The organism is Pseudoalteromonas sp. SG41-5 (genome assembly GCF_014164495.1).
In the GTDB taxonomy this organism is placed as follows: Bacteria; Pseudomonadota; Gammaproteobacteria; order Enterobacterales; family Alteromonadaceae; genus Pseudoalteromonas; species Pseudoalteromonas rhizosphaerae.
Window position 1 is genome coordinate 23,970 of the sequence record NZ_JACJFH010000049.1, and the last position, 11,469, is coordinate 35,438.

Sequence of the window (11,469 nt, forward strand, 5' to 3'; positions counted from 1 at the left end):
ACCAAAAAAAATCAATACCAGTCTCCCAATTAGCCCTTTATTACTCAGATAGAGAATTATTTAGGAAAGCTAAAGGTGGTGCATTCGATAAAAAACTGGCTAAAAGAGGCACGCGAGAGCACGCCCGGGCAGGTAAAAGTTCAAATCTAATACGCGCTGTGTTTTTAACTATTATAGGTTTCATATGTTACTTATTATTCAAATTTTCCTAGTGTTCTCTATCGTAGTGATCGTACTGATTGCAAAAGGGTATAGCGTCAAGAGAAAGCTCCAAGTGCCTCTTTATTGTCTATTTCTTGGTGGTGATGTTGGGGGACGTAAACCAATAAAGGTTGAAAATAAGAATCTAGTCGGTATGCCAGATGCCCTATTCTTCAATCTATTAAAGCTTAGGTTTGTTGTATGTGAGTTTAAGTCTCGAAACTATACTGGAATAAATTTATATGAAAGAGCTCAAATTACATTGTATATGGGAATGCTGAACAAATGGTATCTACCTGCACCGCAAGGTATTGTTGCATATGGTAATGGTTTTGCTGTTCGAGTGAGGTTTAATAAATCATTGTTCAATGAAATTTGCGGTCTTCGAAAGCAGTGCTTAGTTGAATTGGGTAAGTTTTAACAACTCGCTTCATTTGCAATTTATCTGTGCGTACACATAATTATACGTGTACGCACATAGGTGATTACCCCCTACCCTTCTCTTTATTTGCAAGCTCTAGAGCTTCTTTAATTGTATAACCTTGAGACTTAAACTTGTCTACTAACTCCCTGTCATCTGGATCTGTTGAGTAAACTAGTTGGGTTTCTTTATCTACAAAAAGCTTAACTATTTCCCTCGATTGCCCGTATCTCACTAAGATTTCTGAGTAATGGCCCTTATCAGTATGAACGCTTTTCATTAAATCATAGTCTTGATCTGTACCATCATACGCTTTTAACTCTTTGAGTTTATCAACGGCTTCCGGTTCCTGGGCCAACATAAACTTCCATGGACTATTGTTAACTATGGCCATCCCTGCTTGGCTTTGGTAAGCATCAAGTAAGCTCTGTGTGATACAAATGCCAGCTGCACGTGTTTTCCTGAATCGACGCCAACCAGTTTCAAGGAACTCGGCTAGATAATTGATTTTACCCGGCTTGTCTTTAAGGTATTCCCAAGCTTCATCGAGAATGAAAAGTTTTCTTTGTTTGTTGCCTGATAAAAACATTGCATGTTGAGCTGCGTTGATAAGGCTCATCAGAACACATTGTGATAAGTGAGGTTGCGAGGATAGTTCATCCATCTCACAAACGATTAATCGTGATTTGAAGTTTATTGGTGGGTATTTCTTACCAAAAAAGTCTCCAAAAATACCGCCTTCACACCATGGCTTTAGTTGGCGCCCTATCCTCTTTATTTCAACATCTTGGTGCTTTTCACACAGATCAGAAAAGTCTGTGATTGATGAATCTTTACCTTTAAGGTTCCAAAGCTCAGTGAGTACTGTAAGCATTTCTGTAGATTGGTAGTCACTTAAATCACCTGATTCTGACGCCATTGCTTTCAGCAAGGAATGAACCATGGCTGCTTGACCTTCTTTACCATAAAAGTCATCAATATTTGCAAATGGATCAAGTGAAAACTTCATGTTTTCATTGAAGTCAATGAATTGAGCATTCTTATACTGGCTTGCTAAGTTTTCATATGAGCGACCTTTGTCAATAACAAATACTTGAGCGCCGTCAGTATCGCTGCCCACATCAAGCCGGCTTTTAACACCAGAGCCTAGATATGAAGTGATTAGCTTATTATTGAAAAATGACTTACCAGCTCCAGAGCGAGCGCAAATAAGTGCATTAAAGGAGCCGTCTGTTTCAAATATATCTAAACCGAATATTTGCCCAAAGCGCGTGACAAACTCTAGAATTGGCCGTGAGGTGTTTCCTTTCCAACTCGCGCTATGTGGTAATAAAAATACAGCCCCTTTTGCCGTCCATTCATCAAACCGGTCTGATAATTTTATATATTCATCATCAAGTCCAAGAGGTAAAGCGTTTAAGAAAGTGCTAGGCGCCAAAATTGATTCTATGTTGAACTTATACTCTTTACGTTTGAAGAATGCCTGCAGCTTCCTAGTCGCAGTGAATGTTTCTTTCTTGTTCTCACCAAGGACTATCATGCTTAGGCTAATTTTACATAATCTTGAGTTTTTCAGTTCATCTTCGATTGCAAAATAATCTTGTGCCTGGTCTTTCAAGGTTGAAACCCACTCCAGCATTTTTCCTTTTGCTTGTTTTTTTAGCCATTTGTTACGGCGATCAAATTCTTCATTTGCCGAATGAATACTTGGTAACTGTACGTTAAGCGTCATTAAATATGGGTTCCAAGCAACCGTTCGCTTGCCAAAACGCCAATCACCTAGCAGGTTTATAATATCTCCGTAGTTCAAGTAATCGGGTGTTTGCTTGAGGGTCATGACTGAAGCAAATCCATTTGACTTCTCATCTAAAGATGAAAATTCTAGACCATATTCATCACGGTTAATTATTCCGCCCTGCTCTAATATTTGCGCACCAAGTGGGACAAGTTTGTTGATTTTTACTTTATCTCGCCAAAGCGCATTAGGTGAGTGATTGAAGAAAGTCTGCATTCTTGAAAGCCATTCTTCATCATTTAAAATCAATGGGGCTAAGCCTAACCCTTCGAATATTGAATATGTTCTATCTTTTATCTCTAGGAACTCTTTGAGCTCTTTATCGGAAGGGATAAAGTTTTTAACTGGGATTTTTACTGTGATCCAATGTTCAAAATCTCTTGGCCGGATACCTGATTTTTTATCAAGAGACTCTTTTCTTGCTTTAGAGTAATAATTAATTACTGATTCGCTCATTGCATCAGCAAGCTCACCGTCTTCACCACCAATCCGCTTCCCTCGAAGTTGTCTGTAACCATTTAGAAAGCTATCTATTCGTGGTAAAGCTGCTAGGCTTAGTTGAATTAATGTGTTGTGAGGAAACTCATCAGATAGAAAGCCTTCGTAGGCTGTTCTTATTTCGTTGTTTACCCCGTTAGTTGGTTGGCAGGCGATAACAAATCCAATGTAACCGCCTTCCATTAAGAACATTTGATATTCTTTAATATATTCCATTACACAGTTTAATTCTGCGGCTTTATTACCTCCGAGAAGCTTTTGTTGATCTTCAATGGTGCTTCGCCAAAGGGGGCCAGCATAATTCTGCTGGGTTTCTTCGATATCTGGATTCAATATCTTTTCGATAGCTTCTTGGATTTTATTCAGCATGCTATACACCTATTTTACTTATTAGCCTCAGGCTGAGGTCTAGAAATGCTCAACGGATCGATACCTTTGGCCATAGTTTCTTTTCTTTGGCTTGTTACTTTGCTTTTCTTTATTGTTTGAAATGGTAATACTCGACTTGGGCGCATTTGAGCTTGATGGCCTGTTACCCAGCGTCTTGGTTGTAATTCAACATAAACGAAGCCTGGAATATTCAAATCTCCAGACTTATCTTCCCAAGCAGCAACATAAATACGCATTGCTTTAGCTTCTTCTAGAACCGCGAGAGGCTCTGGCGCGATATCATTTGGAACGTAATTGAAAGTTCTTAAGTCATCTAACTCATCGTGTGATTGTTTCGAATATGACATTGTGTCATTGCTAGCGATACCAACAATGTTGGCTTTGTCATAATCTTGTGCGTTTTGTCTTCGCAAACTTCTTGGTTCATATACGTATGTGATGTCTTCCCCTTGACTATTAACGTAAATGACTTTCTGGTTTCCTTCTGAATTTGACTTTTTTTCACCTTCGTTTTTTGCATATTCTGCAGTCATCATGTGCTCAAGATGGTCTTGATTGTTGGTTAACTCATAAACCTCCATCGGCCCTTTACAGAGACCAAGTTCCGGTTTACCTGCACATGAAAATTCCTCTTCACCAATCGTAAATGCTGAACACCCAGAAAATAATGAGGCTATGGCTAGAATTGAGCTGATTTTAAAGATTTCTTTCATTGCTAGTTACTCCATCTCAAGCCATGCATCAAAATCGCTTGGTAGCCCATTAAAGGTTAAGCCATCTTCACGAACTAGGAATGGGGTTCCTCTAGCCTCAAGCAATCCCATAACGATAGGTGCTTTTTGAACAGCCTTTGCATCGCAGTCTTCTCTCATTTCTGTTGCTAGTTTTGTCTTGTTCATAAGGTCGATGACAGCTTTAGATTTATCAACAGCGCAATTTAGGCGTTTGGACTCAAGTAAAGATTGGTTGCCCAGCATCGCTGTTAGTACAAAGTCGACATTGTACTTTTCTGGAGATTGCTGAATTTTATTGAACAGGGCGTGGCAGTATCCGCAATTAGGGTCAACGAATATTGTTGCTTGCTTAGGTATGTCTTGGTTACCAAATGATAGTGTTGCAAGCTCATCTAGTTTTACGCCCATTTTTTCAAGAGGAACACGGTGAGCATTCCTTGCTTCGCTCAACTCATCAATAGTTCGTCTAAACCATGTATCAATTAACTGCCCTTGAAAGACAAAGCGGCCATTCTTAGATACAAAATATGTTTGTCCTGATTTAGTCTTAACTAGCATTAAGTTTTCAACAGGGAGTTCTTGAATACCTTCGATATCACCTTTTTGAGAAAGAGTTTGTTTTAATTCTTTCGGATTAATTGATTTCGCCATTGAAGATACGCTTAAAAGACTTACAGTTGCTAATAGACCAATAGCCGTAATTTTTTTCTTTAGTGACATTGTGACTTACTCTTTAATTGACAGACATGTCATTGTAATCTTGGCTATAGAATGAAAAGGGGAGATTAATTACTGATTTTTGCTTTTTTTCATGGATTTGAGCAAAGCAGAGTTTTACTAGCTCGATGGGTGATATACTTGTTTAATCAACAAATTAAGGTGAATTTCGCATATTTAAAGCTCTAAATACTTAGTTTTAGGCATGATAAAGCCTTAGGTTGGTAAAATACTGATCTAAGGTTAAGGTTGATATATACCAACCTTAACGAATAAAGTTTGTCACATATCAATACTTCAAAATGACATGGTGTTGTCGAAATGAAACATCTTCGTAATCTTCCTCATCGAATGCATCACACCATGAATTTATGTGCTCACTTGTAATTGGCTCTTGTAAAGAACCACTTTCCAATACTAACGGTAAGCTTCTATGGGCTATTCGTTGCATTATACAGCGTTCAATTGATAGATCGATGGTAATGATAGTGAGCTTTTCATTTTCACTATTTAGGAAGTCATCGAGTGTTTTATTAAGGTGGAGTGACGCAACAGGGAATCGAAGCGCCTGCAAGTCAACTTTAGTTTCTTGTTTCATATCTCTACCTTATGATCAAGCTGACAATTCAGGGCAAGGGTAAATTCTTAGTTTTCTACAGATCAATGACCCAATTCGCGTATCCGTATTCTTGATTATTTTTATTGTGCCTTTATCTTTCATAGTCACATTAGCTTCAAGCCAGAATGAATCACTTTTATCTTCTATAGGTATGCCGTTTAGATTGATTCGTTCCCATGCTATCGAATTATCTAATAACATTTCATCCATTAATGAACGACCTACATAACCCAGTGCATTTGCAAAAATTGCTCGTGTAAACATTGCCTTCTCATGGTCTTGAGTGTTCGTAATGTTCTCTATTGGTAATAATCTGAAAATGCAGGTTAAATAGCTTCTGCATAAGTTAAGGGCATCTTCGTATTGAGCTTCATCTGTTATTTGTTTTGATGCAGTGCTATTTGTTAAGTTTAAGAACTTTTGCATCATTGTAGTGAATTGTTGGAATGTCCAAATATGACCTGCTTTTATTTTTCCATGGAGAGCAATTTTGCTTTTTAGCTTATAGGAATCTACTTGTAGTTCTAGACAGTCATTCATTAAACGACTTAACACAGTGCTATTGTCAAAATGCTTACTGATAGAAGAGTTCGGCTTAGTTAATTTCACATGATAGTCGGCAAAAAGTTGTCGAATAATTTGTACGGCTTTTGGGGTAGATAGACTTTCTGTTTGCGTTACTATTAATTTAAAACTAATAGTATGATCTTCAAACTCTGCATTGCTTTCATCAGATAATAACCAATCAATGAATGCTTGTCGGCCTTGTCCGTCTGCTATAAATCTATCTGCATTCCTTTCTAAGGTCGCTTCAATTATCAGCTTATTACCAACAGTTACTGAGTTTTTTAAAGAGAGGGAGTTAGCAAAAAGCGTTATATTTGGGAATACAGTCCCTTTGGATGTAGTCCAGTACTGCTTTAATCCATTTACTCGCTTTGAATCAACGTCACGTTGCTTCTTATCTACTTCCCCAATTTTCTCTGAGCCTTTCTCTGCTTTAAAGTGATCCACCAGCTCTTTAAAAGTCATGACACCTTCGTAACATTGAACGCCTTGTTGCTCAATACCCTCTTTACTTTTAAAAAGCACTACATGAAGCGGCTTGTTACAAGGAGAAGTAATAGTCTCGTTTTGATTATTCATTTCGGTTCTCTTTATGTTTCGATTAAGACCATAGTAAGTCCGAATCCATAACGCGCACTTTTGAGATAATTAACCTCGAATAAGTGGCGAATTCACCCTGAATAATTTGAGTCAACTTCATGTAACCATCGGATAATAAGAGTTTTTTTTATGTTTTTTGGCTGGCGAATATTTAAGGTTTTCTATAATTTATTAAGGTTGGCTTTATGTTTTTTGAAGTTAATATTTTGGCGAATTCACCCTGAATAATTAAGTGTAAATATATTTTAGTTATTGTTCTGTATGACTTTTTTTTGAAAAATAATCGTGGAGAATATTTAGTTATCATTTCATTCAAAGCGCGTTCTATATCCTATGTGACAATAGTTACAAAGTTTAGGTTGGAGTGTGAAGTGAGTGTTTTCAAAGTTAATCCAATAGACATCATTGATAGCGTTGTTGTTGGAACAGTTAACCAAGTAAGTAGAGAGAAATTAGTTGCTCAAGCCTTTTCTTCATCTGTAGCTGATATAAGAGCTCTAATTGAAAATGAGCGAGCAATAATTACTTCTTTATGTTCTTTTGGGAAAGACTCGACAGTTACATTGCTAATTGTGATGGAGGCTTATCGCCAAGCTATTGCAGCAAAAACCATTGAACCAGAACGCCCATTGATCGTTTCGACAGTTAATACAAAAGCAGAAGCGATACCTATGCAAATGTTTGTTAACTATGCCAGTAAGAGAATGCTTGAATATGCTAAGTCCGAAGGTATCAATATTCAGTTTAAATTAGTCCAACCTTCATTGAACAATGAATTCTTCATTAGGTACGTTGGTGGCCAGAAAATTCCAGCAACACCAACTCGCTCTGGTGATTGCTCAGTAATTTTAAAGGTTAACCCAAACGAACACTTTGTAAATTCTCTTGTAGAGTCTATTAGGCACTCAAAGAAGTATGGCAATTATGCTAGTTCACCAATTATTTCTTGCTTAGGTTCTAGGGAAAGAGAGTCTTCGCGTAGGTCAAAGAATATGGAGCGCCACAATCTAAAAGGTAAGTCTGCAGAAGATTTAATGAACTCAATGACATCACAGTCTGTTGGAAACTCAAAAGTCTACAATTATGCTCCAATTCGTGACTGGGAGACTGATGATGTATTTCTTTTGCTCAGCTTGGCTGGTTCAAAACCACTTCAAAGATCTTGCTATGACATACCAGGTTTCTTATCAAACTTTGGTCTTTTAATCGAGATATATGGTAATGGTACAAGTGAGACTTGCGAAATTGCTACAGGGCAAAGTGGTGGGGCAGGTTGCAATGGCAAAGCACGCTTCGGGTGTTCTATTTGTACTATCGTTTCAAAGCAAGATAAAACAGCTACTAACCTTGCAAAGTTGAAACGTTGGGAAGTGCTTGGTGTAGAAAATACATTAAGGCTAAGAGATTGGCTATTTAGAATTAGCTCTAACATGAGTGAGCGAGCGCTCCACGCTCGGGCGTTTGATCCTGTAGGGTATAATCGTGTTGCTTTGCAACCGAATACTTTAAAACCCAAGCATTTAGATAAAATTGTAAGGTACGCCTGCCAGCTAACACAAGAAAGCATTTCTCATTCAGAGCGTTTCAAATCTTTAGTAGAGCAGGGGAGAGAAGCTGAGCATGAAGGTGTTCTGTGTATTCAAAACGATGTAACTCTACCCCCTAAAATAAAGAAAGCTTTTTTAGAAATGTATAAAGAAGCTTTACTAAACCCTCAGAACCTTAACTACTACTTTAGTGATGTACATGCCGTACTTTTATCTTTTCGGTGGTCTTTGGATGGTATCGGAGCAGCACCATTTAGGCCTTTAGCGATTTGGAAACAGATTGAGCAAGGAAAAGGGTGGATACCATACCCAAAATTGAATAGTGAGATGAGTGACGCTGATATCGGTAAAATTCAAGGTTATGAGGCTTTATCTGAAGCTGTAATGATGCCAGTGTTAAGAGATGAAGACGCCCAAAAGCATGTATTTGATCACGTATCATTGATAGACCTTTGGACCCGCCCTTTAGATGCAAGTGATATTTTTGATGAAGATATGAATTGTAGTATCAAAAGGGGCTCAAACCACTCCGTTAATGTCACGGCTATTTATGACCTCAATATATCAGCGGGTAAATTAGATGGCGCATTATCGACAGCAATGACGGTTGATGGTGTAGTTTCTTTACACAAACCAACAATCAAAAAGGTTCTATTTGAAGGAAAGGTTGTCTCTGGGAAGCTTTTAGAGCTGATATTGAATACAGGATTAGAGAATGAAGTTGATAATTACTGTATTCAAAAGTTCGAAAGTCTTTTGGTGTCGGTACCAGACTTTGAGCTTAATTTTGAAATGTTTAACAACCTTGTTGGTGAGAGAAAGTTAACTCGTAGCTTAAAGTACTTTGAGAAAACCAATTTAATAACCGGATACAGTGAAAGCGCTAGAAAAGTACCTGCAAAAATCAATTTTACTCAACGAGTATCTAAGGTTAATAGAAAAAAAATAACACGTGGTAATACAAGAATGGTGTTTTATCCATTAAGTGTAGATAGCCGATATCATCAAGCTCATAAGCAGGAAAAAGAGATGTTTAAGCTTTGCTTTGATACTCATACGCAAAAGTTGATATCAATGCATGATAAAGACTTCCTGAACAGTGATGAAGCGCGAGAAAACATCTTCATCTCACATGAAACCGTAGCTTGCTGGAAAGAAGCTGGTGGACTTGATAGGGCGCTTGAGCTGCATAACGACTATATGCATAGATTAATTAAGTACCGCCATATTCGAAAGTCTAATAAATATGACGTTAGAAAGTACCCAGGCACGCAAGCAGCTGAGCTTTTGATTACAGAGGGTGGTGTTACTATTGAGCGAAAGTATCTATCTCAATTTCAATTTTTGCTAAAGCGTACTCAAATAATGGATTCACTTTCTATGTTTAAGTACCAATCAATGCCAATTGACGTAGTCAAAGCCTCTGAAGGCGCTATAGCAATGAGCCAGCATAGAAGAGATAAAGCTGAGGTTCTTGACGTTATCCGTAAGTACAGAAACCAGCAAAGGGGAAATGCTAGATCAAATCTCCTAAGTTTTGACGTTAACATTGACAAAACTCTTAACGCTCTAGATGAAAGTGTAAACATCGTAATCAATGAATCAATTCATAAGCAAAACCTACATCTTCTTAAAGCTGAGTTTAATACACACGCAGTATCAATAAGTGATAGAAGTAATGCTGCAAAGCTTTGGCTTATGATGCATTTTGATGGAGTGAGCAAAATAGAAGACTTGTTTAGCAGAATTATGACCAGTAAGGACGTTAGTTTGGTCAATAACAATCCTAAATTAAAAGTTCAATTAACCACAAAAGCAATCAAACGATTAAAGAAAATCAATCAAAGAATTTTAGAGGCTCAACAAGTTTGGCAGCCTGCTTTAGTAGCTTTAGCAGAATTCAATAACATGACCTTTAGAGACAAAGGGTCTGCTAAGTCTGAGTTCTCTCGTTTAGTTCATGGCGCTATTGGATCTAATGTAGATAAATCGGTGTTAAATGAATGGAACCCGCGACTTGATACGCTCCTAAGCGCGTTTCAATCAGCTCAAAAGAATATTAATTGTACAGTCGCTTTGTTTGATGATGTAGTTACAACCATCAACAAAGTCTGTGATACCGGTGCACATAAGGTGGTATCAAAAATGACTTTTGCCCAAAGGCTGGCATTGTTAAGTTAATTTTTCAAAATGAGCGCAAAATTCATCTGTTGATATTGTCTAAAAATCTTCAATTAAAAAGGTATGAAAATGGCATCGACAGAAAATGCAGCTGAATTAATGTTAGAAACAGGTGAGTTTTATACGGCCCAATCCCTCGGGAAAGCACTTTCTATTTCAGCAAATAAAGCGAGCGCACTCCTATATAACATTCGTACAACTAATAAGTATAAGACGGTTGATACAGGTGTCCCTAATCGTACCGTAAAGGTGGTATCTATCTATGGTCGAAAATCCAGTATGAGAAGTCTACAAACCCAGGCTTTGCTGTTTGCTAGACCACCCATGCTTGCAAATGAATGAACTATTTGGAGGACCATATGTTATCAGTAAATGACGCAGCTGAATTTATGCTCGAAAATGGTGGATACTTCACAGCAAAAAAACTTGCTAAGCATTTTGATGTAAGTACCCGTAGAGCTTCAAGTTGGTTGGGGGTTATCAAGAGTGATGTTAAGTATCGTACAACAAATTGGGGGGAGTCGGTTAAATTGCTTGGCATTGGATCTCGTACAATTTGCATCTCTCAACTTCAGAATAATGCACTGATGTTTAAAAGGCCATCATTGATGGCCTAGGATTTATACAATTATTCTTGTTTAGTATGTTACAAAATGTTCCTTTAAGTTTGCTTCTATAAATGCTTCGTGACTTAATAAATTTTTATTAAAGTTTTTTATTTGAGCAGTAGAGATTTTACTATAGAACTTTTCAAAACTTTTTACTGAAATATAATCGATATGATCATTAAAGTAGAGTTTGCTTAGAAAAGCTTCAGAAAAGTTACCAAGGGTAGAGTTACGTTCTTCTGAAAGGTAATAAAGATTTATAGGCTTTCTTTCATCTACGCATGTATAGTTAGAGTAATTGATACTGATTCCCTCTGAGTTAAGAGAAGGGTATTTCTCGTTGAAATCGAATTCTCTTTTACAACATATTGAAAAGTTATCAACTGCTACTATGAAATCAGGAGAATCGGTTGGATGCTGCCAGTCATATTTTTTAAGTGCATTTAACGCGGAATGCATCTCTTTTGTAAGCGTCTAGCAAAATGCACCTGCCAGTAACTCGTCAAAATGATTAAGCTATTTCCGAATTTCAATGAGGAGATAGTCATGAGAAAAACGCGTAGCCTTGAACAATGGCGCAGTATTATCGAA

At 37.5% G+C, this 11,469-nt stretch carries 10 protein-coding genes; 4 read left to right on the forward strand and 6 right to left on the reverse strand.

What is annotated here, in order from left to right; translation table 11 throughout:
• The first annotated feature begins 184 nt into the window (after nt 1-184).
• Nucleotides 185-622, forward strand: coding sequence for a hypothetical protein (locus H5232_RS13685; RefSeq protein WP_182831063.1), 438 nt, complete (start codon nt 185-187; stop codon nt 620-622).
• 64 nt (nt 623-686) lie between these two features.
• On the opposite strand, the gene H5232_RS13690 is transcribed toward H5232_RS13685, so the two are convergent.
• From H5232_RS13690 to H5232_RS13710, 5 genes are all read right to left on the reverse strand, one after another.
• Entirely contained in the window at nt 687-3,284 is a 2,598-nt protein-coding gene (locus tag H5232_RS13690; RefSeq protein ID WP_182831064.1) for a TraC family protein, read from the reverse strand.
• Between the two features lie 14 nt (nt 3,285-3,298).
• Nucleotides 3,299-4,018 (reverse strand): TraV family lipoprotein, encoded by a 720-nt coding sequence (locus H5232_RS13695; protein WP_182831065.1) that lies wholly within the window; start codon nt 4,016-4,018, stop codon nt 3,299-3,301.
• Nucleotides 4,019-4,024: 6 nt separating this feature from the next.
• Nucleotides 4,025-4,759 (reverse strand): disulfide isomerase DsbC N-terminal domain-containing protein, encoded by a 735-nt coding sequence (locus H5232_RS13700; RefSeq protein ID WP_182831066.1) that lies wholly within the window; start codon nt 4,757-4,759, stop codon nt 4,025-4,027.
• Between the two features lie 286 nt (nt 4,760-5,045).
• On the reverse strand, nt 5,046-5,354 hold the full coding sequence (locus H5232_RS13705; protein WP_182831067.1) for a hypothetical protein: 309 nt from the start codon (nt 5,352-5,354) through the stop codon (nt 5,046-5,048).
• Nucleotides 5,355-5,369: 15 nt separating this feature from the next.
• On the reverse strand, nt 5,370-6,521 hold the full coding sequence (locus H5232_RS13710) for a DGQHR domain-containing protein (RefSeq protein WP_182831068.1): 1,152 nt from the start codon (nt 6,519-6,521) through the stop codon (nt 5,370-5,372).
• Nucleotides 6,522-6,814: 293 nt separating this feature from the next.
• Between H5232_RS13710 and H5232_RS13715 the strand changes: the two genes are divergently transcribed.
• The 3 genes from H5232_RS13715 (at nt 6,815) to H5232_RS13725 (ending at nt 10,887) form a co-directional block, all read left to right on the forward strand.
• The gene (locus H5232_RS13715; RefSeq protein ID WP_182831069.1) at nt 6,815-10,270 is read left to right on the forward strand and encodes a phosphoadenosine phosphosulfate reductase family protein; all 3,456 of its coding nucleotides are present in this window, start codon (nt 6,815-6,817) and stop codon (nt 10,268-10,270) included.
• A gap of 69 nt (nt 10,271-10,339) precedes the next feature.
• Nucleotides 10,340-10,612 carry a hypothetical protein gene (locus tag H5232_RS13720; protein ID WP_182831070.1) on the forward strand — a complete coding sequence of 91 codons (273 nt, stop codon included), beginning with the start codon at nt 10,340-10,342 and terminating at the stop codon, nt 10,610-10,612.
• A 17-nt stretch (nt 10,613-10,629) separates the two neighbouring features.
• A complete protein-coding gene (locus H5232_RS13725) occupies nt 10,630-10,887 on the forward strand; it encodes a hypothetical protein (protein ID WP_182831071.1) in 258 nt (85 codons plus the stop codon).
• A 21-nt stretch (nt 10,888-10,908) separates the two neighbouring features.
• Here H5232_RS13725 and H5232_RS13730 read toward each other — a convergent pair whose 3' ends face one another.
• On the reverse strand, nt 10,909-11,337 hold the full coding sequence (locus tag H5232_RS13730) for a hypothetical protein (RefSeq protein ID WP_182831072.1): 429 nt from the start codon (nt 11,335-11,337) through the stop codon (nt 10,909-10,911).
• Nucleotides 11,338-11,469 lie beyond the last annotated feature (132 nt).

Bases quoted from the DNA above. Each gene is read 5' to 3' on its own strand.
- H5232_RS13695 (WP_182831065.1), bottom strand. From the start codon at position 4,018: ATGAAAGAAATCTTTAAAATCAGCTCAATTCTAGCCATAGCCTCATTA.
- H5232_RS13720 (WP_182831070.1), top strand. From the start codon at position 10,340: ATGGCATCGACAGAAAATGCAGCTGAATTAATGTTAGAAACAGGTGAG.
- H5232_RS13690 (WP_182831064.1), bottom strand. From the start codon at position 3,284: ATGCTGAATAAAATCCAAGAAGCTATCGAAAAGATATTGAATCCAGAT.
- H5232_RS13730 (WP_182831072.1), bottom strand. From the start codon at position 11,337: ATGCATTCCGCGTTAAATGCACTTAAAAAATATGACTGGCAGCATCCA.
- H5232_RS13700 (WP_182831066.1), bottom strand. From the start codon at position 4,759: ATGTCACTAAAGAAAAAAATTACGGCTATTGGTCTATTAGCAACTGTA.
- H5232_RS13710 (WP_182831068.1), bottom strand. From the start codon at position 6,521: ATGAATAATCAAAACGAGACTATTACTTCTCCTTGTAACAAGCCGCTT.
- H5232_RS13705 (WP_182831067.1), bottom strand. From the start codon at position 5,354: ATGAAACAAGAAACTAAAGTTGACTTGCAGGCGCTTCGATTCCCTGTT.
- H5232_RS13725 (WP_182831071.1), top strand. From the start codon at position 10,630: ATGTTATCAGTAAATGACGCAGCTGAATTTATGCTCGAAAATGGTGGA.
- H5232_RS13685 (WP_182831063.1), top strand. From the start codon at position 185: ATGTTACTTATTATTCAAATTTTCCTAGTGTTCTCTATCGTAGTGATC.